This is a genomic window from Streptomyces sp. NPDC001980 (assembly GCF_040296885.1).
In the GTDB taxonomy this organism is placed as follows: Bacteria; Actinomycetota; Actinomycetes; order Streptomycetales; family Streptomycetaceae; genus Streptomyces.
Map to the genome: position 1 here is coordinate 15,720 of NZ_JBEOYD010000007.1, position 25,077 is coordinate 40,796.

The following is a 25,077-nucleotide window of genomic DNA, read 5'->3' on the forward strand; positions in this document are numbered from 1 at the left end:
GGTGGCTCAGCTGCTGCTGACGCTCTCGCTGTTGACGGTGAAGTCCAGCCCGCCGGACGAGGAGGTGATCTCGAAGCCGAACTGCACGTCACCGATGGTGACGTTGCCGAACCAGCCCTTGGTGTCCTTGATCCACTTCAGGATCGGCAGGATGTCGATCGTGCCGGAGGTGGAGTTGGAACTGCGGACGAACGAATACACGTTGTTCGAGCCGTTGTTGCCCTTGTAGACGGTCCAGGTGTTGCTGCCCAGCGTGAGGGTGCCCTGCGAGGTGCCGAGCGGGCCGACGGCGCCGGTCTTGTTGACCCAGAGCATGATCTCGTTGGCGTAGCCGGTGTCCCAGATGTCGTACGACGTGTTGTACGCGCCGGACGACGGGACGGTCACGTTGTAACTGCTGGTGAGCGACCCGAGAGAGGTGATCGTCTTGTTGATCACCTTCTTGGAGTTGGGGTAGGACTTGATGCCGCCGGTGTTGGGGTGGTTGGCGTTGACGCCCCAGTTGGTGCCGGAGTTGGCCCAGATGCACTGGGTGCCGGCGCCGGATCCCCAGATGTTGTTGTAGAGGGTGTAGCCGTTCAGGGTGGTGTTGCCCCACTGGTCGCAGGAGCTCCAGACGGCGGCCGAGGCGGGGGCCGCGGCGAGGCCGACGGTGGCGCCGAGGGCGAGCGCGGGGGCGATCAGGGCGGTGGCGACTCTGCTCAGCGTGCGTGTTGCCATGGTGTCCCTTCCATGGGTGGGGGGAGGTGCGGTGGCTACCACGTCCCCAGGGTGAGGACGTGGTCTTCTCCGGCGACGAGGTCGAGCGGCCGACTGCCGGAGGAAGTCCACAGGCCGACGCGGAGGGTCCGGTGCGGCTTCAGGACGGCCCGCGCGCCGTCGGGGGTCCAGTCGAGGTCGAGGTCGGCTCCGAAGCGGGTGCGGATGCCGTGCAGCCGGCCCGTGCTCAGGGTGGTCGGCGGCGCCGGGAGCAGGACCAGGCGGTCCGGGGTCGACTGGACGAGGGCCTCGACGAGCACGGCGGGCAAGGTGTGTGCGGCGTCGGCGTTGTAGACGTCGCGGTGCGGGTAGTGGGCGCTCATCAGGGACGCGTGGAAGAAGTCGCCGGCCAGGACCCGGTCGAGGGCGGCCCCGACCCGCTCGCCGTCGCGCAGGCGGGCCGCGACGAGCGCGTGGTGGAGGTGGCCGTGGGCCGAGTCGTTCTCGGCGCCGCGCAGTTCGAGCGCGCGGTGGGCGGCGGCCGCGAGCTCCGGGGTGTCGTAGGGGGTGATCTCGTCGAGCGGCCAGACGCCGTAGAGGTGGCTGAGGTGGCGGTGGTCGTAGGTGTCGTCGAGGCCGGGCCAGGCCCATTCGGCGAGTGCGCCGTCGGCGTTGGTCCGGTGCGGGGGCAGCCGGTCGGCGAGGGCGCGCCAGCGGTCGGCGTCCGGGCCCGGGTGGTAGTCGGCCGCGGTGCGCAGGGCGTGCCGGGCGGCGGACAGGTCCATCGCCGCGTTGATCGCGCCCCAGCTCGCGTTCGCGGGGCGGTTCTCGGGCGAGTAGGAGGGCACGATCACGAGGTGGCCGTGGGCGTCGGTCCGGGTGAGGAAGTCCTCGTAGAACCGGGCGACTTCGGCCAGCGCCGCCGCCGTACGGGGATCGTGCTCGCCGCGGATCTCGTCGTGGTCGACGAGCGGTTTGAGAAGCCAGTCGGCGCCGGCCGTCCACAGGTGCAGGGGGTATTCCCGGCTGAAGTGGTAGGCCAGCCCGGACTCGCCGTCGCTGTGCGCGGGCGCGACCGCACCCCGGGCGCCGAACACCGCGCGGGCGTTCTCCCGCCAGTCGCCGAGCTGGCGCTGGATCAGTGCGGCGCAGGCCTGTGTGACTTCGGGAAGGGCGGCGGCCGCGGCCGAGGCCGTCTGGAGGTTGACGTTGGCGTCATTGGTGAAGGCGCCCGACCAGGCGGTGTCCCAGTCGCCGGTCCACAGGCCGGTCAGGCGGGGCGGGTTGATGCCGGAGGCGGAGAGCAGGTGGTAGCGGCCGGCGGCGAAGAGCCGTTCCAGGAGAGCCGCTTCGGCCGGCTTCCTGAGCAACTCGGATCCTGACAGCGCGCGTTCCGCCGGGTCGGCGCCCAGGTCGAGGGTGACGCGGGTGTAGGCGGTGCGGTGCGGGCCGAGGTGGCGGGCGAGCAGCGCGTCGTACGACTCCTGGTCGGCGAGCAGGTCGCTCAGTGCACGTGCCTCGGCGGTCACGTCGAGTTCGCCGGTGTGGCGGCGGACCCGGGTGAGGAGGAGGACGGACTCGGCGCCGGTGACGCGGACGCCCGGCGGGACGAGTCCGGTGCTGCCGCCGGTGACGGCGACCAGGGTGACGCCGGTGTAGGCGCGGTCGCTGTCGGGGTAGCGGGCGCGGAGGCTGAGCAGGGCGCCCTCGGGGGTGCGCAGCGCGCCGTGGCCGACGCCCAGGCCGGGCGGGGCGCCGGGGAGCCGGTGGTCGAGGGCGATGTCGAGGTCGGCGGCGCCGACGACCTGCTGCACGATCACGTCGTCCGCGCGGGAGACGAAGACCCGGCTGGTCCAGTCGGCGGCGGTGGCGGTGGCCTCGCCGGTGGTGAAGTCGACGGAGCGGCGGTAGCCGTCGGACCGGCCGTGCGGCCTGCGCAGCCGGATCTGGAAGGCGGGGTGGAAGGGCTGCACCCACTGGAGCGGACGGCCGTCGGTGAAACTCTCGGCGGCGGCCGGCTCCCCGGCGAGCAACCTGTCCTGTAGCTCGGCGAGTTCGGCCGCCAGGCGGGGCGGGCGGGCGTGTTCGCCGCCGTTCGGGCGGACGAGGGTGTGATGGGTGACGATGACACGGTCGTCGTCCGGATCGCCGAACACGAGGGTCCCGTGGTGGCCGTTCCCGCTCAGGAAGGCGTCCTCCCAGCGGGCGGCGGGGGCCGGCTCCCAGGTGCCGTGGACGGGGCCGGTGGCGGTGTTGACGCGGGTGTCCGTGCCGGTGGCGGTCATGGCTTGAGCACCGCCACGCCGTAGCGGCCGAGGACGGTCTCGTCGGTGACGGTCATACCGGTCAGCAGGTCTCGATGTGTTCCCATGAGGGAGATCTTCACCTCGTCACGCCCGTGGTTGAACAGGAACAGCAGCGCGCCCCGGCGGACCGCCTCGACGCCCGCGGGCAGCCCGTCGAGCACCGGGCGCACCCCCGCGTCCGCCGCGATCCGGCCGAGCAGCTTCCGCAGCGCCTCCGGCTCCGGGAGCGTGGAGAGGTACCAGGCCCGTCCGGTGCGCAGCACGGCGGGCAGCCCGTCGAGTTCACCGCCCTGGTACGGCACCGTCTGCGTGACGCCGGGCGCGGCCTCGATCTCCTCCGACCACAGGGTTCCCCGGAAGCCCTCGCACGCGACGGTCTCGCCCGCGTCCAGCGGCCACCACTCGTGCAGGGTGCGGATGCCGAACAGCTCGCGCAGCCGTGCGTCCATGCCGCCGGGGCGGATCCGGTCGTCCTCGTCGGCGATGCCGGTCAGGAAGCCGCTGACCAGGGTGCCGCCGCCGCGGACGTAGCCGAGGAGGTTGCCGATCGCGGCGTCGGTGAGGAGGTAGAGCTGCGGGACGACGACCAGTTTGTAGGAGGCCAGGTCGTGTTCGGGGTGGGCGAAGTCGGTGGTGAGGTTCGACTCCCACAGGGCCCGGTGCCAGGCGTGCAGGACGTCGGGGAGGTCCACCTCGGTGGAGAGCCGGCCTTCGTGGGCGCCGGCCCACCAGGAGTGCCAGTCGTGGAGGATCGCGATGTCCGCCTCGATAGGACGATCGGTCACCTCGGCCCCGACCGCCGCCAGTTCGGAGCCGAGCTGCTTGACCTCCTGGTACGTACGGCCCTCCTCCCCCGCGTGGCTGACCATCCCGGAGTGGAACTTCTCCGCGCCCTGCCTCGACTGCCGCCACTGGAAGTAGCAGACGGCGTCCGCGCCGCGGGCCACGGCCTGGAGGGACCACTGGCGGTTGAGGCCGCGGGGCTTGGGGTGGTTGACCCCGCGCCAGTTGACCGGCCCGGCGGCCTGCTCCATGAGCATCCAGGGGCCGCGCGCCTGGGAGCGGGTGAGGTCGTGCACGAGCGCGCCGTGCTGCGCGCCCAGGGGGTCCCGCGGGTCGGCGTAGAGGTCGACGGAGACGACGTCCTCCTCGGCGGCCCAGCGCCAGGCGTCCTGGCCGATCCAGAGCGGCATGAAGTTGGTGGTCACCGGGATGTGCGGGGTGTGCCGGGCGACGATGTCCCGTTCGGCCTGAAAGCACTCCAGGAGCATGTCGGAGGTGAAGCGGCGGAAGTCCAGCACCTGGGTGGGGTTCTTCAGGTAGTGGGCGTGGCGCGCCGGCAGGATGCCGTCCCAGGTGTCGTAGCCCTGGCTCCAGAACGCCGTGCCCCATGCGGTGTTGAGGGCGTCGAGGGTGCCGTAGCGCCCGCGCAGCCAGCGGCGGAAGGCGGCGGCGGCCTCGTCGCCGTGGTCGAAGGTGCAGTACTCGTTGTTGATGTGCCACATCGTGAGGGCGGGGTGGCCGGCGTAGCGGGCGGCGAGGTCCTCGGTGATGGCGGCGGCGTACCGGCGGTAGGTGGCGCTGGAGTGCGAGAAGTGCTGGCGGCCGCCCCACCACTCGGTGCGCCCGTCGGCGTCCCGGGGCAGGGTGTCCGGGTGCAGCCGCCCCAGCCACGGCGGCGGTGCCGCGGTGGGGGTGGCGAGGACGACGCCGATGCCGTGGTCGTGCATCAGGTCCATGAGCCGGTCCAGCCAGCCGAAGTCCCGCTCCCCCGGCTGCGGTTCGAGCCGCGCCCAGGAGAAGACGCCCATGGTCACGGAGTTGACGCCGGCGGCCGTCATCAGCCGGACGTCCTCGTGCCAGGTCTCCTCGGGCCACTGTTCGGGGTTGTAGTCGCCGCCGAAGAGGATGCGGCCGCGGGTGGCGTCGGAGAGGCCCGGCGGCTTCCGTCCGGCGGTCATCGGACGGAGGCCCGGTACTGGATGCCGCGTGTGTCGGCGGCGGTCGCCCCAGCCGCGTCCTTGGCGATGACCGAGTGCGCCGCGAAGGGTGCCCAGACCTGCCCGTCGTCGGAATTCGCGCCGTTGCCGTGATCGCCCCAGCCGGTGCGCACGACACTGGTCGGCTGGGCCGGGGTCTGAGCGAGTCCCATCGTGGCTCCGAACACTGGGGGGTGAACTGCTGTCGATCGACTGCACACGAGCGCGTTCCGGCGTGTGTGAGTGAGTGTCCAGGCCACGGCGGGTGCCAATGCCTGGGCGTAGGAACGAAGGTTCCTACGTCGAATGCGTGACCTTTGCGGGCGGTGGTCGTTTAGTCCGGTGGTGGGCACTTCAGCTTGTGTTGTGCGGGAGATGAAAGGGTGGGTGAGGTGCGGGAGCTGGCAGCATCGTTCGTGGTGCCGGGCCCGTCGGGGGTCGCGGTCCGTGACCGGCTCAAGCACCTCAGCGTCGAGGACGAGAAGGTACTTCGCCTGGTCGGCGATCTGCTCGGTACGCTGGCCTCCGGTGACCTGAAGGCCCGGTGTGCGGCCGGGTCGGCCCACGACAGTGAACAGTGGGCCGAGCGCAAGCGCACCCTCACACAACAGTCCTCGTCGCGCTGGGCCGGGTCGATCACGAAGGCCACCCATGATCAGTGGGCGCTCGCCCGGCGCGGCCAGCGGGCGCACATCCAGAGCCTTCAGGCCGGGATCGAAACGATCAGACACCGGCTGTCCCGGCCCGTGGGTGAGAAGGGCACCAGGCAGGCGCCAGGCGGCTACCGCAGCCAGCAGGAGTGGTTCGCCACGTCCCGCCGACTGCATGTGCTCGAAGACCGGCTCGATGGGGCACGGTCCGACCGTGAGGTAGGAATCGTGCACGTGGTGCGCGGCGGGAAACGGCTGCTGAATACCCGGCACAACCTGTAGGCAGCACAGCTCACCGAGCCGCAGTGGCGACAGCGGTGGCAGGCCGAGCGCCGGTTCCTCCAAGCGGACGGCGAGTCCGGGAAGCGGTTTGGCAACGAGACCATCCGCGTCACCGACGACGGCGAGGTGTCCCTCAAACTCCCCACGCCGCTGGCGCACCTGGCGAACGCGCCGCACGGCCGGTATGTCCTCACCGCGAAGGTGGCCTTCGCGCACCGGGGCGATGAGTGGCGCGACCGCGTCGGTGCCAACCGGGCCGTCGCCTACCGCATTCATGAAGACACTGTGCGGGGCCGCTGGCACCTGACCGCATCGTGGACGATCCCGCCGGTCAAGACCGTGCCGCTGGCCACGGCGCGTGCGCTGGGCCTGGTCGGTGTGGACACCAACGCCGACCACCTGGCCGCCTGGCGGCTCGACGAGCACGGCAACCCTGTCGGCGAACCGCTCCGCTTCGGCTACGACCTGTCCGGCACGGCCCAGCACCGCGACGCCCAGGTCCGCCACGCCCTGATCCGTCTGCTGCACTGGGCCAGTCGCCGCAGCCTCGCGATCGCTATCGAAGACCTCGACTTCACCACGGAGAAGACCCGCGAGAAGCACGGCCGCCGTAAGCGCTTCCGCAAGCTCATCTCCGGCATTCCCGTGGCCAAGCTGCGCGCCCGGCTGGTCAGCATGGCAGCCGAACTCGACATCCCCCTCGTCGCCGTGGACCCGGCCTACACCTCCAAGTGGGGCGCCCAGCACTGGCGGAAACCCCTCACCACCAAGAGCAGGGAGACCACCCGCCACGACGTTGCCGCCGTGGCAATCGGCAGGCGCGCCCTGGGGCACCCGATCAGGCGACGGACGGCACCGCCCCCACACGACCAGAGCGATCGTGCGGGGCATCGGACCGTCCAGGCCGGCTCGGCGGCCCCGGTGCGTGAGGAACCCCGCCCCCACGTCCCCGGACCACGGACACGATCCGTGCGCGCCGGACGAGGAGCGAAAGCGGGGGACCAGTGTGCCCAACACCGTTCGGGGCACACGGCTGAGCATGGGTTCTGGCAACAGGACTCACTCCCGCTCAGTCTCTAGAAACGGTGGAAGAGGACGCCGGTGACGAATCCGGTGCCGCCGATCACCGCGTTGCGCCAGCGGTACGCCTGCGGCTGGGGCTCGGCCGCGTGGGCGGTGGGGAGGGGGAGGGCGGTGAGGGCGGCGGTTGCTGCGGTGCCGGCGAGGACGGTTCTGCGGCGCAGGGTTGGCATGGGGAACCTTCGGTGGGCGTGGGTTGGGTGGGTGGTCCGGGGCGGGGGTGGGGGGCGGGGGGTTTCGCTCGCCCGCGCTTGCGGGGTGCCGCTGCGCCCACCCGTGCCGCCCTGCGGCACGCCTGCCCGCAGCTGGGTGGCTGGAGAGGGGCGGCTGGGCAGCGCCCCGTAAGGGGCGCCGGGGGTACCCCCGGCCGAAGGCTGGGGGAGGAACTGCGCGAGCAACCCCCATGCACCCGCAGCCGCCGACGCTCGCCCGCCACCCCCTTCAGAGGGCGACCGTCACCCCTTCACGGCCCCGGTCAACATGCCTTTCTTGAAGTGCTTCTGGACGAACGGCGAAAGCACCGCCACCGGCAGCAACGCCATCACCATCACCGCCATCTGCACCGCGAGCCCCGACAGCTCGCCCGTCTTGATGGACTGGGCCAGTCCCACCGGGGCCTGCTGCTTCTGCACCAGTTGGATCATGACGTTCTGCAGCGGCATCTTGTCCTGGTCGTTGAGGTACAGGGACGCGTTGAACCAGGCGCTCCAGTACCCGACCGCGTAGAACAGGGTGATCACGGCCAGCACCGCCCTGGACAGCGGCATGACGATCTGCCACAGGATCCGGAAGTCGCCGGCGCCGTCGATGCGCGCGCTGTCGGTCAGTTCCTGCGAGATGCCCATGAAGAACCCGCGCAGGACAAGGATGTTGAAGACGCTCACCGCGCTCGGGAGGATCAGGGCGAGATAGCTGTCGGTGAGGCCCAGGGACTGGACCAGGAGGTAGGTCGGGATCAGGCCGGCGCTGAAGAACATCGTCGCCAGCAGCAGCATCAGGAACCAGCGGTGGCCGAGCGAGCCGATGCGCGAGAGGCCGTAGGCACACAGGACCGACACGGTCATCGAGAACAGCGTGCCGACGACGGTGATCAGGACGGAGATGATGGTGGCCCGGGTGACCTGACCGCCGCTCAGCAGCTCCCGGTAGGCGACGAAGGTGATGCCCTTGGGGATCATCACCAGGCCGCCCGCCTCGTCGATGGTCTTCCGGGAGGACAGGCTGGTGACGACCACGATCCAGAGCGGGAAGAGGATGGCGAGGCAGGCCAGGGTCAGGACCAGGCCCTTGCCGGCGACGCCGGCCCTGCTCGGTTCCTCCTCCCAGACCGGGCGGGGCGGCGCGGCCCACCGGGACGGCGGCCGTTCCCGTACGGGAGGTTTGTCGACGACGGCGGTCACTTCTTGTACACCCCCTGCTCGCCCATGAGATGGGCCACCTTGTTGGCGGCGAGGACCAGTCCGAGGCTGATCACGCCCTTGATGAGGCCGGCGGCGGCCGCGTAGCCGAAGTCCTGGTTCCGGACGCCGTTCCACCAGACGAAGGTGTCGAGGACCTCCGAGGCGCCCGGCCCGACGGCATCGCGCTGGAGGAGGATCTGTTCGAAGCCGACGGTCAGCGCGTCGCCGACCCGCAGGACCAGCAGGAGTGCGATGACCGGGCGCAGGGCGGGTAGCGTGACGTGCCAGATGCGGCGCCAGCGGCCCGCGCCGTCCATCGCGGCGGCCTCGTAGAGGTCCGGGCTCACGGATGCCAGCGCCGCCAGGAAGACGATGATCCCCCAGCCCGCGTCCTTCCAGACGCTCTCCGCGGTGACCAGGAACTTGAAGGTCGACGGGTCGGTCATGATGTCGAGACCGTCGTAGCCGTGCTGCCGCAGCAGCTGCGACAACAGGCCCGCCCCGCCGAAGATCTGCTGGAAGACGGAGATGACCAGCACCCAGGAGAAGAAGTGCGGGAGGTACAGGACCGCCTGGGCGATCGCCCGGACCCGCGGCCGGACCACGCTGTTGATGAGCAGCGCGAGGGCGATCGGGATCGGGAAGAACAGCACGAGCTGCAGGAAGAACAGCACCAGGGTGTTCTTCACCGCGTTCCAGAAGGCGGAGTCGGCGAAGATCTGCTGGAAGTTCTCGATGCCCACCCATGCGCTGTGCAGCATGGAGACGATGCCGTTGTCGCTGACGTACGGGTCGTAGTCCTGGAAGGCGACGATGTTGCCGAGGATCGGCAGGTAGTTGAAGACCAGGAGCAGCAGAACCGCGGGCAGCGTCATCAGGATCAGCGCGCGGTCGCGTCTGAATCTGAGGCGCAGGCTCAGCTTCCCGGTCTTCGCCTGCTTCCCGGTTCCGGTGGCGCCGCCGGACGCCACCGGGGTCCTCCCCGTACCGTCGTCGTCTGCCTCGGCCCTGCTGCGAGGCACCGTGCTGTGGGACACGGCCGTTCTCCCTTGCCTCGGTGCGGGGTCAGCTCGCCGACGAGCCGTTGTCGTCGAGCAGCTTCTGGTACCAGTCGCGCAGCTTGTCGCCGCCCTTGGTCTTCCATTCGGCGACGGCCTGCTGCATGTCGCTGATCTTCTTGCGGCCGCGGGTGATGTCGTCTTCCAGCGTCTCGAAGTCGTCCATGAGGTTGGTGTAGCGGGACGGCTCGGTGATCATCTGGCCGAAGAAGCTGGACTTCCTGGTGAAGCCACCCATCCGCTGCTGCCACTCCACCTGCGCCTTGGCGACGTCGGGGAAGTCGGGGTGGGCGATGGTGGCGGCGGGGCTCGCGATCATGACATAGGCGTTGATGACCTCGTTGTTGCCCCGGGTGGTCTTGGTGGGCACGCCGTTCTTGACGGTGTAGTGGGTGCCTTCGACGCCGTAGTTGGTGGCCATGTACTCCTTGGTGCCGTACGGCGCGGCGGTGGTGTTGGCGACGGCCAGCACGTCGTGGACGACGGACTCGGAGGCCTTCTTGTTGACGAAGGCGAAGATGCCGGCCGGCTGTTCGGCCCAGACCTGCGGGCTTCCGCCGTCGTGGGCGTAGACGTCCATGCCCCAGATCCTGTAGTCCGGGTTCTGGGTGGCCTGTTCGGCGGTGCGGCTCCACCATTGGCTGATGTCGTTGGGGTAGATCAGGAACTCGCCGGCCGCGAACTTGGGGCCCGGGTCGGGGGCGTTCTTGCCCAGCAAGGAGTCGGGGTGCACGACCCCGGCGGCGAAGAGTTTGCGGGTCCACTCCAGCGCTTCGAGGTACTCGTCGGTCTCGATGCGGTTGATCAGCTTGCCGTCGACGAGGTTCCAGCCGAGCGGCTTCTCGCTGCCGGAGAGCACGCTGAACATCTGCCAGGCGGTCCACTTCATGTCCATGCAGGCCCAGCGCTTGGCCTTGGCGTTGGTGATCTCCTTGGCGAGGGACAGGAACTCGTCCGCCGAGCGCGGGACCTGGTAGCCCTCCTTGTCGAAGATGTCCTTGCGGTAGAAGGGCACGATGTTGGTCACGTACGAGGACGGCATCGGCAGTCCGCGCAGCTTGCCGCCGAAGATGCAGCGCCGCCAGGCGTCGGTCGGGATGGCCGCGAGGTTCGGGTAGTCCTTGACCTTGTCGCCCGAGAGATACGGACCCAGGTCCGCGAACTTGCTGATGATGGCGGTGGGTATCTTGCCGCCCATGTTCCAGTTCGGGATGACGACGACGTCCGGTACGTCGCTGGAGGCGAGGACCGCGCCCAGTTTCTGGTCGTAGGTGTTGCCGTCCTGGTTCTGCCACTCGACGTCGACGCCGATCATGTCGTTCATCGCGTTGTAGTAGGGGTTGTCCTGCTTGGGCGGGGAGCCCCAGAACGGCGCCATGACGGTGACCTTGCCGCCCTTGCCGAGCTTCTTCGGGACCGAGGTCTTCAGGGTCGCCAGGTCGAGCTTGCCGGTGAAGCCGATCGATGAGCCGTTCTTCGACGGGATGTCCGGGGTCACCACGTTGTTGGCGACGTAGGCCGGCAGCAGTTTCTGCGCGCCCTTGCCCGACGAGGAGCCCCCTCCCGACCCGCTGTCCGACGCCCCGCAGGCGGCGAGCAGCGGCATCCCGCCCGCCACCGCTGCGGTGGCGACTGCCGTGGAGGCGAGGAAACTTCTCCGGCTCGGCCCGGAGGGGGCGGAAGCGGCGTTCGGCGTCATTGCGTCAACCCTTCGTGGCGCACCAGGACACCCGGCGGTGGCCGTCGGCTGCGGTGTCTTGAGTGGAACTGGCTGAGCCGAAGCGATCCTCCGACCACGGTGATGCGTCCCTGGGGCGGACGGGGCGGGTCGGCTAGTCGGTAGTCGCCTGTCGGCTGGTCGACTTGTGGCTCACCGGCTAGTCGAAGCGCTTCGATGTTGCTGCGAGGTTAAGTGAACACTCGGGGGTGCACAAGGGTCGCCCCCAAGATTCCTCCGACGTCGTGGGGATGACCTCTTCTTATGTCCTGCTTGAAATTTCGGTGAGCGTCTCTTGACACCCGACGGTGCGTCGAATGAGCATCGAAGCGCTTCGAAAGCTCCTCGTCGCTCCATCGCAAGGGGAACCGCACGTGACCGCTCAAACGCCGCCCACGCCGCCTTTCCGCGATCCTCGTCTGCCGTTCGCGAAGCGCATCGACGATCTGCTGGCCCGGCTCACCCTGGACGAGAAGGTCTCCTTCCTGCACCAGTTCGCGCCCGCCGTGGAGCGCCTCGGCATCGCCGCCTTCCGCACCGGTCAGGAAGCCCTGCACGGGGTGGCCTGGATGGGCCCGGCGACGGTGTTCCCGCAGGCGGTGGGCCTGGGCGCGACCTGGAACACCGACCTCGTCCGACGGGTCGGCGAGGCGGTGTCCAAGGAGGTCCGGGCGATGCGCGCCCGCGACGACCGCGTCGGCCTCAACGTCTGGGCCCCGACGGTGAACCTGCTGCGCCACCCGCTGTGGGGCCGCAACGAGGAGGGCTACTCCGAGGACCCGAAGCTGACCTCCGCCATCGCCACCGCCTACACCCGCGGTCTGCGCGGCGACCACCCGGTGTACTGGCGCACGGCCCCCGTCCTGAAGCACTGGCTGGCCCACAACAACGAGACGGACCGGGCCACTTCGTCCTCCTCGGTCCGCCCGCGGGTGCTGCACGAGTACGACCTGCGGGCCTTCAGGGAGACCGTGGAGGCGGGCGCGGTGGCCGGGGTGATGCCCGCGTACAACCTGGTCAACGGCCGCCCCAACCACGTCTCCCCGTACCTGCGCGAGCAGTTGCGCACCTGGACGGACGAGGAGCTGCTGGTCTGCTCGGACGCCGGCGCGCCCAGCAACCTGGTCGACCACGAGCACTACTTCGCCACGCACGAGGAGGCCACGGCGGCCGCCCTCCTCGCGGGCGTCGACAGCTTCACCGACCACGGCACGGACAGCTCCCAGATCATCGCCCGGGTCAATGGGGCGCTGGCTCAGGGGCTGCTGACGGAGAAGGACATCGACACGGCGGTCCGCCGCCAGCTCTCGGTCCGCTTCCGTCTCGGCGAGTTCGACCCGCACGACGACCCGTACGACGACCGGCGCGACGTTCCGCACGGCGATCCGCACGACGACCGGCACGACGACCGGCACCCGGGTGTCGCCGAGTTCGACACCCCGGCCCACCGCGCCCTCGCCCAGGAGGCGGCGGAGCAGGCGGTCGTGCTCCTCAAGAACGACGGCGACCTGCTGCCGCTCGCGCCCGACGCCCGGATCGCGGTGGTCGGTCTGCTCGCCGACGAGTGCAAACTCGACTGGTACAGCGGCACTTTGATCCACCGCTCCACTCCCCTGGAGGGCCTGTACGAGCGGTTCGGCGCGGAGCGCGTGGAGTTCGCGGAGGGGGTGGACCGGGTCCGGCTGCGGCTCGCGGACGGCACCTTCCTGCACGTGCCGCCCGCCCCCGAAGCCGCCGATGAGGCGCGCGGCTCGGCCGGCGCCCTGGACCCGGCGCTGCTCGCGGGCCGCACGGACCTGCCGCCGCTGACCGCCGACGCCACCGGCACCGAGTTCGCCCTGGCCGACTGGGGCGAGGGTGTCCTCACCCTCCGCGCCCCGGACGGCCGCTACCTCTCCGCCGCCGAGGACGGCTTCGTCCGCGCCGCCGCGGACCAGCCCGGCGGCTGGGTCGTCCAGGAGACGTTCCGCCTGGAACCCCACGAGAACGGTCACCTCCTCCGGCACCTCGGCACGGATCGCCACGTCTCTGTCGCCACCGACGGGGTGAAGGTTGCCGCCGAGAACGCTTCGATCTTCGAGTTGATCATCGTCGAACGCGGTACGGACGCCGTCACCAGGGCCGCCGCCGCGGCCGACGCGGTCCTGGTGGTCGCGGGCAACGACCCGCACATCAACGGCCGCGAGACCGAGGACCGTACGACCCTGGCCCTGCCCCCGCACCAGGAGCGCCTCCTGCGGGCCGCCCGCACCGCGAACCCGGACACGGTGCTGGCGCTGGTGTCGTCGTACCCGTACGCGGTGGACGTGGCCCGGCTGCCGGCCGTGCTCTGGACGGCCCACGGCGGCCAGGCGGCCGGCACCGCCCTCGCCCGCGTCCTGGCCGGCGACGTCTCCCCCGCGGGCCGCCTCCCGCAGACCTGGTACGCCTCCGACGCCGACCTTCCCGACCTGCTCGACTACGACGTGCTCGGCGCCCGCCAGACGTACCTCTACTTCGAGGGAACCCCGCTCTTCCCGTTCGGCCACGGGCTGTCCTACGCGTCCTTCTCCTACGCGGACCTGGCGACCGAGACGGCGGACGGCACGCTCCGCGTCTCCTTCACGGTCACCAACACCGGCGACGTGCCGGCGGACGAGGTGGCCCAGCTCTACACCCGGGCCGTCGATCCGTCGGCGGTCCGCCCGCGCCGCGAACTCCTCGCCCACCGCAGGCTCACCCTGCGCCCCGGCGAGCGGAGCGGTCTGATCTTCGAAGTCCCGCTCTCCGCCTTCGAGTTCTGGGACGTGGCACGCGGCGGGCTGCGCCGCGAACCGGGCCCGTACGACCTCCTCGCCGGCGCGTCCAGCGGGGACATCCGCCTCCGTACGACGGTGGTCCTCGACGGCGAGCCCGCGGCGCCGCGGGCCGTCGCCTCCGGATCCGGTCTGGAACCGGCGGACTTCGACGAGCAGTCGGGCGTCGCGATCGTGGACCGCACGCGGACGGCGGGCGACGCGGTCACCCCGACGGACGGCGGCACGGGCGAACTCGTCTACCGGAACTGCGACTTCGGCACCGGCACGACGGAGGTCACGGCCAGGGTGGCGGGCCGGGGCACCCTGGAACTGTCCCTCGACGGCGCCCCGCCGCTGGCCGTACTGACCCTCGACGAACCGACCGCCGACGCGTACACCTACATCTCGCTCACCGCCCACCTCGCCGCCGAGGGCGTGCACGACCTCCGCCTCGGACTGCGCGGCCCGCTACGGCTCGCGCACGTCGGCTTCTCCGGTTGAGGGTCCGGAGCGGCCGGCACGGAGAAGGGGCCCGGCACCGGAAGGCATCGGTGCCGGGCCCCTTCTAGGGGACGACGATCGAGCGTCATGGACGACATTACCTGAAAATGGTTCCCATTAACAACCCGGTCGAGCAGCCCGTACGCGAACGGCCGCAGCCCCCGCACAGCGGGCTGCGGCCGTTCCGTCGCTCTCCGGTCTGTCCGTGGCAGATCAGAGTGCGAGGCCGGTGAGGACCAGGACGCGCTCGTACGTGTAGTCGTCCATCGCGAACTTGACGCCCTCGCGGCCGACGCCGGACTGCTTCACGCCGCCGTACGGCATCTGGTCGGCGCGGTAGGAGGGGACATCGCCGATGACGACACCGCCGACCTCGAGGGCGCGGTGGGCGCGGAAGGCGCGCTGCAGGTCGTGGGTGAACACGCCCGCCTGGAGGCCGTACTTGGAGGCGTTGACGGCGGCGAACGCCTCGTCCTCGCCGTTCACCTTCTGCACGGTGAGGACGGGGCCGAAGACCTCCTCGCAGGAGATCGTGGCCTCGGCCGGGACGTCGGTGAGGACGGTCGGCGCGTAGCTGGCGCCGTCGCGGTCGCCGCCGGTGACCAGGGTGGCGCCGTCCTCGACGGCCTCCTTCACCCACGCCTCGACCCGCTCGGCCGCCGCCTCGCTGACCAGCGGGCCGACGTCGGTCCTGTCATCGGCGGGGTCACCGGTGACCTGGGCCTCGACGGCGGCGACGATGCGCGGGAGCAGACGGTCGTGGACGGCGGCGTCGACGATGACCCGCTGCACCGAGATGCAGGACTGGCCGCCCTGGTAGTTGGAGAAGGTCGCGATGCGGGTCGCGGCCCAGTCGAGGTCGGCGTCGCTCGCGTAGTCGCCGAGGACGACGGCCGCGCCGTTGCCGCCGAGCTCCAGGGTGCAGTGCTTGCGGGGCACCGAGTCCATGATCGAGTAGCCGACCTTCTCGGAACCGGTGAAGGAGATGACCGGGAGGCGCTCGTCCTGGACGAGTGCGGCCATCTTGTCGTTGGCGACCGGAAGGATCGACCAGGAGCCGGCCGGGAGACCGGACGTCTCGGCGAGCAGGTCGCCGATGATCAGGCCGGAGAGGGGGGTGGCGGGGGCCGGCTTGAGGATGATCGGCACGCCGGCCGCGATCGCCGGGGCGATCTTGTGGGCGCACAGGTTGAGGGGGAAGTTGAACGGCGCGATGCCGAGGACGACGCCCTTCGGGAAGCGGCGGGTGAGCGCGAGGCGGCCCTGGCCGCCGAGGTCGGTGTCGAGGCGCTGGGCCTCGCCGCTGTTGAAGCGGCGGGCCTCTTCGGCGGCGAACCGGAACACGGAGACGGCGCGGCCGACTTCCCCGCGGGCCCACTTGATCGGCTTGCCGTTCTCGGCGGAGATCAGCTGGGCTATCTCCTCGGTGCGCTCGGCGAGGCGGCGGCTGACGTGGTCGAGGGCGGCGGCGCGTATGTGGGCCGGGGTGGCGGCGAACTCGTCCCGTACGGCGTACGCGGCGGCGACGGCTTCCTCGACCTGGGCGTCGGTGGGCACGCTGACCTTGCCGACGAGACGGGCGTCCCACGGGTTGGTGACGTCGAAGGTGTCCTCGCCGGTGGCCTGGCGGCCGGCGAGCCAGAAGGCGTGGGTGGCGGTCATTGCGAGTCCCGGCCCTTCCGCGTTGGGGGTGGGTGTGCAGGGTGTTCGGGTCCACGGTAGGTCGGTGGGGGCGGGGGTGCGTTTGTCCGAGGTGTAGTGGTGGGGGTGGGGGGTGCGCCGGATTGGCACGGTCCGGGGGCGGTCCGCCTTTCCTCGCCCCCGCCGCCCCTACCCGTTCCCATCCTCCAGGGGGCGCCCCCCTTCGACCGCCCACTCCGGGGGCTGCCGCCCCCGACCCCCCGCATCGCCCTGAACGGCCTCGTCCTCAAACGCCGGACGGGCTGAAGGCGGGACTGCGGGCCGGTTCTCGTCCCCGGACGCCGGACGGGCTGAGTGGTTGGGGTGCAGGTGGCCTTCAGGATCTGGTGCCGGGCGCGGTGAGAAACCCAGGGGCGCTGGGGGTACCCCCGGCCGAAGGCTGGGGGAGGAACTGCGCGACAAGCCCCCACCGGGCCTCGGACGGCAGCCGGTCTGTGGGGCCTCGGCGGATGCCGAGACGGTGCGGTCTCGACTGAGCGAGTCGGGTGGGTGGGGGGCAAGCACCCGGCTAATCCGCCGACGTCGCCTTCAGGGCCAGCCACAGTTCCATCCGTACGTCCGGGTCGTCCAGGGAGCGGCCCAGGATCTCCTCCACCCTGCGCATCCGGTAGCGCAGCGTATGGCGGTGGACGCCGAGGTCGGCCGCCGCCGCGTCCCACTGGCCGTGCCGGGAGAGCCAGGCCCGGAGGGAGGCGACCAGGTCACCCCGGCCGGTCGCGTCGTGCTCGTAGAGCGCCCTGAGCAGACCGTCGGCGAACGCCTTCACCGCGTCGTCGGCGAGGAGGGGAAGGACCGAGCCCGACGCCAGCTGGTCGTGCTCGACCAGGACCCGGCCCCGGCGCCGGGCCACGGACAGCGCCTGTTCGGCCTGCTTGTAGGCGGCCGCCGCGGCGATCGGGCCGGACGGGGCGGAAAGGCCGATGACCAGTTCGTCGTCCTCGCCGCCGCCCTGCTCCGCCGGCACCGCCCGCGCCGCCTCCCGCTCTGCCGCGTACTCCACGCACGCCGCCACCGCCGCACCCCCGTCCGCGGCCAGCACCACCAGCCGCTCCCCCTCGGGCACCACCAGCACCGCCTCCCCGGAGCGGGCCGCGGCCGACTCCACCGCCTCGGTGAGACCGGCCAGCAGCTCACCGCCCGCGTCGGCGACGATCATCCGGAACGGGGCGTCGAGCAGCCCGCCGTACAGGTCCCCGGCGACCCCGCGGGCGTGGTCCGGCTGGCCCGCGAGCAGCATGCGCAGCACCGCCGCCCCGACCCGCTGCTCGGCGGCGTGCAGCGAGCGGGAGCGTTCCGTCGTGAGGGTGAGGAGGGCGATCGCGGAGTGGACGGCGTAGCGCTCCGCCGTGCCCAGCGCCGAGGCCGTGCCGACCGCCAGGGCCGCTCGCGGGCGGCGGCCGGTGCCGAGCGAGTGGAGTTCCACCCGGTCCTCGTTGTCGGGGCCGCCGACCACCGAGGACGCCGGTGCGGGGCGTTCCCTCAGCCGCTCCACGTCCGGCGTCAGGCGCGCCGCCCGGCGCCCCGCCCACTCCGGTGCCGTCGCGACGACCGCGCCGGACGCGTCGTACAGCGCCGCCCAGCCGTCCACCTGCGCCGCGAGCGCGGTGAGCAGGCCCTCCGGGCCGGCGCTCAGCGCCTGCCTGGTCAGTTCGCGCTGGGCGGCGAAGCCCGCCGTCACCGCCCGGTACTGGTCGGCCGCGATCGCCGCCGAGACCGCCTTGCTGATGGCGAGGAAGGGGGTGCGGCGCGGCACCTCGAGGAGCGGCAGGCCTTCGTGTTCCGCCGCGTCGACCAGGGCCTTGGGGATCTCGTCGTAATTGACCCCGACGGCGAAGCCGAGGCCCACCACACCGGCTCCGACCAGCCGCTTCACGTACTTCCGCATCGCCTCCGGATCCTCCGCGTCCAGCTTCAGCGCGGTGATCAGGAGCAGTTCCCCGCCCTCCATGTACGGCACCGGGTCGGCGAGTTCGCTGACATGGGCCCAGCGCACGGGCACGTCGAGGCGGTCCTCGCCCGCGCGCACGGTCAGTTTGAGCGCGGAGTGGTGGACGAGCGAGGCGAGCGTCGGTGGCATCAGGCCGTCAGATCTTCTCTTGGGTCGTGAGCGTCGTGAGCGAGGGCAGTGGTCTTTGGCCGTCCCGTATGAACGGCCTCTCTCGATTCTGCCTCACTGTACGGTCGCGTGTGCCCCGGTGTTCAGACCCGGCCGCCGGCCCGCAGGTCCACCAGCAGCGGGGGCGCGTGCTCGCCCTTGACCGTCGTCAGGGAGAGGACGGCGTGGCCCGGCGGCAGACCGTGGGCCAGTTCCGACGCCGACCAGCGCTCGCGCTCGACCTGCCGGACGGTGACCGCCCGTGCCGTGGCCGCCTTGCCGGTGATCACCCGGCGTACGACGTGCAGCGCCTTGCCCGCCGGGGTCTCCGCGATGATCTGGCGGTCGGTGACGTCCCGGGCCTCGGTCCACTCCTTGCCCCAGACCTCGGCGAAGTCCTGTCCGTCCCAGGGGGTGAGTCCTGCGAAGGCCATCCGGCAGCCGGTGGCGCCGAGCAGGGGGCCGCGGAGCGGGCGGGGTACGTCGTCCAGGGTGCGCAGGGTCAGCACCACGCCCGCGTTGGCCGAGCGCAGCCGCTGGACGGCGCGGACCGCCTCCGGCGTCACCACGCCCGTCGCGTCGTCCAGGAGCAGGCAGGAGAAGAGCGAGCGGTCGTCCCGTACCGCGACGCTCGCGGTGAACTGGGCGAGCACCAGGCGGGCCAGGATGCGGGAGGCGTCCGCGTGGCCGCGTTCGGGCAGGTCGATGCGGACCCGGACCGGGTGGTCGAGGGCCTTGAGTGAGAACGGGCGGGACTGGCCGGAGGTGTCGAAGAAGCCGGCGAAGGCCGGGCGGTCGAGGAGCGCGATGCGGTCGGCGAGGACCGCGCCGACGTCCCCCGGGTGTCCCATCTGGCGTTCCCGTGCGTCGAGTTCGCGCAGCAGCGACTCGTGGCCGGTGGCCGTCAGCCCCTTGCGGAGCGCGGCGAGCGGGCCGGGGGCGCCGTCGAGGAGCTGGCGGAGTTCGGGGACGGAGGGGAAGCGGCCGTGGACCGCCTTGAACGGCCCGAGCAGTTGGGCGAGGACCGTGGTGGAGCGGCGGCTGTCGCTGCCGGGGTGCGGGTCGGCGAGGTCGCCGGCGAGGGCCTCGGCGAGTATGGCGGCGGCCTCGTCGGGGTCGGAGGTGCCGCCGTACAGGTCGAGGTCGTAGACGGACTCGGGGTGGGCGATGCGGACGACCACGTCGTAGGCGTCGGCGGGTCCGAGGCCGGCGCCGGCCGCGCCGACCACGACCACGGAGGCGCGGCCGGCGAGCGCGTGCAGGCAGAGCGACTCGGCGAGCGGGCGGACCAGACTGCCGGTCTTGCCGGAGCCGGCCGGGCCGACGGCGAGCAGCGAGGTGCCGAGCAGTTCGGGGCCGAGGGCGAGGCCGGTGCCCCGGTACCGGTAGGGGTTGCGGGGGTCGTCGGCCGTGGTGCCGAGCCGGACCTGGCCGGTGACCAGGTCGTGGCGGGCGTGCCGGGCGGGCAGGTCGCGTTCGCCGGAGGGGTGCAGGCAGGCGGCGGCGCCGTCCTTGACCACGGCGGCGGTGAAGGTGGCCATGCTGTGCCGGCCGCTGCCTACGCCCTGCCAGGCGCGGGCGATCCGGGCGTGGTCCACGTCCCGCATCAGCCCGCTGCGCGCCTCACCGGCGAGCCGGTCGGCGGCGGCGTCGGCCCCGGCGGCACGGAGGTGGGGCCACTGGGCGGGGTCCTCCGAGGGCGCCGGAGGCTCCTGGCGAGACCCGGCGGACGCCGCGGCCCTGAACCGGGGCGCCACGAACCGCCGCCACACCTCACCCCACCGGCCGAGCCTGCCCACCACGAGCATGATGGTGAGGGCGACCAGGTACGTGTAGCCCTCGTAGATGAAACGGGTCGCGGTCGGGGGGATCGTGGCGTTCGCGCCCTGCCACGAGTCGGGGAGGAACAGCTGGAGCGGCAGCCCCCACCACGCCCCCAGGTACCCGTGCGTCAGCAGGGACCAGACCAGCCACCCCACCAGGAAGGCGATCAGGGCGCCGCTGAGCAGTTGCCGCGTGGGCAGTTCCTCGGGTTCCTGCTCCGCCCGGGGCCGGTACCCGAACCGCCACACCCCCGGTGCCGCCTCGGGCCTGGGCGCCCGCAGCCAGGTCAGGAAGGCCGAGCCGTCCGGCAGCGGCGGGACCGCCGTCGGCGGTGCCGTGGGCCGTGGCGGCATCGCGGGCGCCTCGGTCGGCACCGCGTCCGCGTCCTGTGGCCCCGCCGGACGCGGTACAGGATTCGCATGCGTACGCCGCGTGTCCCGCGTCCCGTCGCTGTCCATCGCTCTCGCTCCCTGACCAGCCGTTCTTCCGTCCACCGTCAGCGGCCAATCTAACGCCCTCGCAAGGGGAGTTCACCGCTTACGCGGCCGAGGAGCCGTCCGGCCGGGCACCGACCCCCCGACCGCACTATGTCCATCACGGACAACGTCACTCTCCGACAACGCCCACATGGAGCATGCCCACCTCCCACACCCGGCCCTAGCCTGCGAAGAAAGAAGGAAAGCGTCCGAAAACGCACCACCGGAGCAACCGGACGGGACGCGCCCGGCACGCATCGGTTCGCACCACTCATCAGGGAGCCCCCATGACCGCACTTCCGCAGGAGCGCCGCGTCGTCACCGCCATCCCCGGCCCGAAGTCGCAGGAGCTGCAGTCCCGCCGTCTCGCAGCGGTGGCCCAGGGTGTGGGCTCGGTGCTGCCCGTCTTCACCGCGCGTGCGGGCGGCGGGATCATCGAGGACGTCGACGGCAACCGCCTCATCGACTTCGGTTCCGGCATCGCCGTGACCTCCGTCGGTGCCTCGGCCGAGGCCGTCGTACGCCGCGCGAGCGCCCAGCTGGCCGACTTCACCCACACCTGTTTCATGGTCACCCCGTACGAGGGCTACGTGGAGGTCGCCGAGGCCCTCGCGGAGCTCACCCCGGGTGACCACGCCAAGAAGTCCGCGCTGTTCAACTCCGGCGCCGAGGCCGTCGAGAACGCCGTGAAGATCGCGCGTGCCTACACCAAGCGCCAGGCCGTCGTCGTGTTCGACCACGGGTACCACGGCCGGACCAACCTCACCATGGCGCTGACCTCGAAGAACATGCCGTACAAGCACGGCTTCGGTCCGTTCGCGCCCGAGGTGTACCGCGTTCCGGTCGCCTACGCCTACCGCTGGCTCACCGGCCCGGAGAACGCCGGCCCGGAGGCCGCCGCCCAGGCCATCGACCAGATCAGCAAGCAGATCGGCGCCGACAACGTCGCCGCGATCATCATCGAGCCGGTGCTCGGCGAGGGCGGCTTCATCGAGCCGGCGAAGGGCTTCCTGCCGGCGATCAGCCAGTTCGCCAAGGACAACGGGATCGTGTTCGTCGCGGACGAGATCCAGTCCGGGTTCTGCCGTACGGGCCAGTGGTTCGCGTGCGAGGACGAGGGCATCGTCCCGGACCTGATCACCACGGCCAAGGGCATCGCCGGCGGTCTGCCGCTGGCCGCCGTGACCGGCCGTGCCGAGATCATGGACGCCGCGCACGCCGGCGGGCTCGGCGGCACCTACGGCGGCAACCCGGTCGCCTGCGCCGGGGCGCTCGGGGCCATCGAGACCATGAAGGAGCTCGACCTCAACGCCAAGGCGAAGAACATCGAGTCGATCATGAAGCCTCGCCTCGCCGCCATGGCCGAGAAGTTCGACGTCATCGGCGACGTGCGCGGCCGGGGCGCGATGATCGCCATCGAGCTGGTCAAGGACCGCGCCACCAAGGAGCCGAACCCGGAGGCCACCGCGGCCCTCGCCAAGGCCTGCCACCAGGAGGGACTGCTGGTCCTGACCTGTGGCACCTACGGCAACGTGCTCCGCTTCCTGCCCCCGCTGGTCATCGGCGAGGACCTCCTCAACGAGGGCCTCGACATCATCGAGCAGGCCTTCGCGCGGATCTGAGCCACAGGCTTCTCCCAGCCCGCGCAAAGGGTCTCGAACCCCTGTGTCACCACCGCCCCACCCTTCCCACCTGGCGTGATGTGGGGGGCTGGGGCGGCCCCCGTCAGGCCGTGTGAAGAAGGTGTGCGAGGTGGATGACGGGACGCGATTCCGCCTGTCGCCGCACCGGACCCTGCCGTAGGTTCTACCCAGATGAGAGATACACCCCGCCCACAGGGGACTGTGGGCGATTTCAGGCCGGGGCCTCCCCAGCTTCGACCTGGTCGTGCCCTCGCGCACACAACCGGGGCCTCCGGCTCCGGATCTCCTCACCGATCGGACGGTCGCCCGCCCCAAACCCCCCGGGGCGCGCGGCGTTCCGATCCGGACGGCCGCCTCGGAACCACCCCCCCTGTTCCGGGGCGGCCGACCTCCTTCCTTCGTTTTCCCCTCCCGGGACTCCTGGGGCTTCTGGGCCTTCCGGCCCTCCTCTTCGCGCTGATCACCTGGCAGGTCGTGGCCCACGGCCCCCTGCTCCGCCTGGACAGCCGCCTGAGCAGCGCACTCGTCCACCCGGACCGGTTCTCCGAACTCCTCTCCGACCTCGGGAACGTGCAGGTCGCGGTCCCGGTCCTGGTGCTCGTCATCGCGTACGTCGCCCGGCGCGGCCGTGCCACTGGTACAGACCGGTGGTGGCTGCCGCCCACGGCCGCCGCCGTCCTGATGGCCCTGGTCCCGGCGATCATCGTGCCGCTCAAGGACTGGACCGCCCGTCCGGGGACCCCGGTGGTGCCCCCGGCGGTCGGCTACTTCCCCTCCGGCCACACGGCGACAGCCTCGATCGCGTACGGCTCCGCGACCCTGCTCCTCCTCCCCTGGCTCACGTCCGCCGCCGCCCGCCGGACCGCCGTCGCCGTCTGCGCGGCCCTGGTCCTCGGCGTCTCCTACGGCCTGGTCCGCCGCGGCTGGCACTGGCCGCTGGACGTGGTGGCCAGCTGGTGCCTGGCCACCGTCCTGCTGACGTCCCTGAGGCTGCTGCTCAGCCGAAGTACGCGTCGAAGTTCTTCTGGAACTCCCAGTTCGAGAACCGGTCCCAGTTGATCGACCAGGTCATCAGGCCGCGCAGGGCCGGCCAGGTGCCGTGGGTGGCGTACGAGCCGCAGTTCGTCTTCTTCGTCAGGCAGTCCAGGGTCTTGGTGACCTCGGACGGCGCCACGTAGCCGTTGCCGGCGTTGGTCGACGCCGGCATGCCGATCGCGATCTGGTCGGGACGCAGCGGCGGGAAGACGTTGTTGGCGTCGCCCGCCACCGGGAAGCCGGTGAGCAGCATGTCCGTCATGGCGATGTGGAAGTCGGCGCCGCCCATGGAGTGGTACTGGTTGTCGAGGCCCATGATCGAGCCCGAGTTGTAGTCCTGGACGTGCAGCAGGGTGAGGTCGTCGCGGAGGGCGTAGATGACCGGGAGGTACGCCCCGCAGCGCGGGTCCTGGCCGCCCCACTTGCCGGTGCCGTAGTACTGGTAGCCCATCTGCACGAAGAACGTCTCGGGCGCCATGGACAGCACGAACTTCGATCCGTACTTGGCCTTGAGGGTCTTCAGCGCGGAGATGAGGTTGACGATCACCGGGGTCGTCGGGTTCTTGAAGTCCGTGTCGCTCGCGTCCAGGGAGAGCGAGTGGCCCTCGAAGTCGATGTCCAGGCCGTCGAGGCCGTAGGTGTCGATGATGTTCGAGACGGAGGAGACGAAGGTGTCCCGGGCGGCGGTCGTGGTGAGCTGGACCTGGCCGTTGGCGCCGCCGATCGATATCAGCACCTTCTTTCCGGCCGCCTGCTTGGCCTTGATCGCCGCCTTGAAGTCGGCGTCGCTCTCGACGTTCGCGCACTCGGTGACCGGGCAGCGGTTGAAGCGGATGTCCCCGGAGGTGGCCGAGGTCGGTTCGCCGAAGGCCAGGTCGATGACGTCCCAGCTGTCGGGGACGTCGGCGAGCCGGGTGTAGCCGGCGCCGTTGGCGAAGGAGGAGTGGAGGTAGCCGACCAGGGCGTGCGTGGGCAGGTCGGTGGAGCCTCCGGAGGAGCCCGCGGTCGTGGTGGCCGTCACCGCGGCCGACTTCGCGGATTCGCCGGCGTCGTTCACGGCGGTGACCTGGAAGCTGTACGCCGTCGACGGGTTCAGCCCGGTCACGGTGGCCGACGTCCCGGTCGCCGTCTGGACCTTGGTCCCGTCCCGGTAGACCGCGTAGCTCGTCGCGCCGGTGACCGCGGTCCAGGACAGGGCCACGCTGGAGGACGTGATCGTGCCGGTGGAGAGGCCGGTGGGCGCGGCCGGCGGCTGGCCCGTGGCGGCGCCCGGTCCGACCAGCGACACGTCGTCGGCGTAGTAGGCGCCGGTGCCGTACCAGCCGTGGGTGTAGATGGTGACCTTGGTGGTCGAGGCGCCGGTGGTGAAGGTGGTGGTGAGTTTCTGCCAGTCGGGGGCGGACTGGGTCCAGGTGGAGACGTCGGTGGTGCCGGTGCCGCTCGCGCCCAGGTAGACGTAGGAGCCACGGACGTAGCCGGACAGGGTGTACTGCGAACTCGGCTTGACGGTCACGGTCTGCGCGCACTGAGCGTTGTCACTGCCGGCCGGGGTCGCCTGCAGCGCGGAACTGCCGCTGCGCACGGGCGAGTTGACCGTCGTGCCGCTGCCCGCCGTGCAGGTCCAGCCGGAGAGGCCCGATTCGAACCCGCCGTTGACGGCGAGGTCCGCGTCGGCCGCACGGGCGGCCGACGAGAGCGCGGTGATACCGGGTACGGCCAGCAACGCGGCCGTGAGCATGGTGAGGACAGGTCTCGCGCGAACCACAAGTGCCTCCGGGGATGGGGGATTTGGAGGTGGGGTGCGCGCTCAACTTGGTCCAGACCAATTCAGTTGTCAAGACCTGCGACAGCGCC

15 protein-coding genes and 1 pseudogene are annotated in these 25,077 nt (G+C 71.3%); 4 read left to right on the top strand and 12 right to left on the bottom strand.

Features of this window, described 5'->3' with window-relative positions:
* Window positions 1-6: 6 nt before the first annotated feature.
* From ABT137_RS12575 to ABT137_RS12590, 4 genes are read right to left on the bottom strand one after another with little or no spacing between them, the layout of a single operon-like run.
* A complete protein-coding gene (locus ABT137_RS12575) occupies window positions 7-720 on the bottom strand; it encodes a glycoside hydrolase family 12 protein (protein ID WP_351706717.1) in 714 nt (237 codons plus the stop codon).
* 35 nt (window positions 721-755) lie between these two features.
* Complete coding sequence (locus ABT137_RS12580; protein ID WP_351706720.1) at window positions 756-2,984, bottom strand: glycosyl hydrolase family 95 catalytic domain-containing protein; 2,229 nt, start codon at window positions 2,982-2,984, stop codon at window positions 756-758.
* Window positions 2,981-4,966: a beta-galactosidase gene (locus tag ABT137_RS12585; protein ID WP_351706723.1), complete on the bottom strand. Its 1,986-nt coding sequence runs from the start codon at window positions 4,964-4,966 to the stop codon at window positions 2,981-2,983. The genes ABT137_RS12580 and ABT137_RS12585 overlap by 4 nt, the downstream gene beginning before the upstream one ends.
* Complete coding sequence (locus ABT137_RS12590) at window positions 4,963-5,157, bottom strand: hypothetical protein (RefSeq protein ID WP_351706726.1); 195 nt, start codon at window positions 5,155-5,157, stop codon at window positions 4,963-4,965. Before ABT137_RS12590 ends, ABT137_RS12585 begins: the two co-directional genes overlap by 4 nt.
* Before the next feature lie 210 nt (window positions 5,158-5,367).
* Here ABT137_RS12590 and ABT137_RS12595 point away from each other — a divergent pair.
* Window positions 5,368-6,996, top strand: a pseudogene (locus ABT137_RS12595) (IS200/IS605 family accessory protein TnpB-related protein).
* Here the strand turns inward: ABT137_RS12595 and ABT137_RS12600 are convergent.
* The 4 genes from ABT137_RS12600 to ABT137_RS12615 form a co-directional block, all read right to left on the bottom strand.
* The gene (locus tag ABT137_RS12600; RefSeq protein WP_351707524.1) at window positions 6,993-7,169 is read right to left on the bottom strand and encodes a hypothetical protein; all 177 of its coding nucleotides are present in this window, start codon (window positions 7,167-7,169) and stop codon (window positions 6,993-6,995) included. The pseudogene ABT137_RS12595 and the gene ABT137_RS12600 overlap by 4 nt on opposite strands.
* A 282-nt stretch (window positions 7,170-7,451) precedes the next feature.
* On the bottom strand, window positions 7,452-8,396 hold the full coding sequence (locus ABT137_RS12605) for a carbohydrate ABC transporter permease (protein ID WP_351706729.1): 945 nt from the start codon (window positions 8,394-8,396) through the stop codon (window positions 7,452-7,454).
* The gene (locus ABT137_RS12610) at window positions 8,393-9,433 is read right to left on the bottom strand and encodes an ABC transporter permease (RefSeq protein ID WP_351706732.1); all 1,041 of its coding nucleotides are present in this window, start codon (window positions 9,431-9,433) and stop codon (window positions 8,393-8,395) included. Before ABT137_RS12610 ends, ABT137_RS12605 begins: the two co-directional genes overlap by 4 nt.
* A 28-nt stretch (window positions 9,434-9,461) precedes the next feature.
* A complete protein-coding gene (locus ABT137_RS12615; protein WP_351706735.1) occupies window positions 9,462-11,153 on the bottom strand; it encodes an extracellular solute-binding protein in 1,692 nt (563 codons plus the stop codon).
* A 392-nt stretch (window positions 11,154-11,545) separates the two neighbouring features.
* Between ABT137_RS12615 and ABT137_RS12620 the strand changes: the two genes are divergently transcribed.
* The gene (locus tag ABT137_RS12620; RefSeq protein WP_351706738.1) at window positions 11,546-14,449 is read left to right on the top strand and encodes a glycoside hydrolase family 3 C-terminal domain-containing protein; all 2,904 of its coding nucleotides are present in this window, start codon (window positions 11,546-11,548) and stop codon (window positions 14,447-14,449) included.
* Window positions 14,450-14,662: 213 nt separating this feature from the next.
* Here ABT137_RS12620 and ABT137_RS12625 read toward each other — a convergent pair whose 3' ends face one another.
* The 3 genes from ABT137_RS12625 to ABT137_RS12635 form a co-directional block, all read right to left on the bottom strand.
* Window positions 14,663-16,111, bottom strand: coding sequence for an aldehyde dehydrogenase family protein (locus tag ABT137_RS12625; RefSeq protein WP_351706741.1), 1,449 nt, complete (start codon window positions 16,109-16,111; stop codon window positions 14,663-14,665).
* Between the two features lie 547 nt (window positions 16,112-16,658).
* Window positions 16,659-18,227: a PucR family transcriptional regulator gene (locus ABT137_RS12630; RefSeq protein ID WP_351706744.1), complete on the bottom strand. Its 1,569-nt coding sequence runs from the start codon at window positions 18,225-18,227 to the stop codon at window positions 16,659-16,661.
* 122 nt (window positions 18,228-18,349) lie between these two features.
* The gene (locus tag ABT137_RS12635) at window positions 18,350-20,527 is read right to left on the bottom strand and encodes an ATP-binding protein (protein ID WP_351706747.1); all 2,178 of its coding nucleotides are present in this window, start codon (window positions 20,525-20,527) and stop codon (window positions 18,350-18,352) included.
* A 305-nt stretch (window positions 20,528-20,832) separates the two neighbouring features.
* Here ABT137_RS12635 and gabT point away from each other — a divergent pair, with 305 nt between their 5' ends.
* Window positions 20,833-22,167, top strand: coding sequence for a 4-aminobutyrate--2-oxoglutarate transaminase (gabT, locus tag ABT137_RS12640; protein WP_351706750.1), 1,335 nt, complete (start codon window positions 20,833-20,835; stop codon window positions 22,165-22,167).
* 222 nt (window positions 22,168-22,389) lie between these two features.
* On the top strand, window positions 22,390-23,247 hold the full coding sequence (locus tag ABT137_RS12645; RefSeq protein ID WP_351706753.1) for a phosphatase PAP2 family protein: 858 nt from the start codon (window positions 22,390-22,392) through the stop codon (window positions 23,245-23,247).
* On the opposite strand, the gene ABT137_RS12650 is transcribed toward ABT137_RS12645, so the two are convergent.
* Window positions 23,186-24,961: a chitinase gene (locus ABT137_RS12650; protein WP_351706756.1), complete on the bottom strand. Its 1,776-nt coding sequence runs from the start codon at window positions 24,959-24,961 to the stop codon at window positions 23,186-23,188. The genes ABT137_RS12645 and ABT137_RS12650 overlap by 62 nt on opposite strands.
* Window positions 24,962-25,077: the final 116 nt, after the last annotated feature.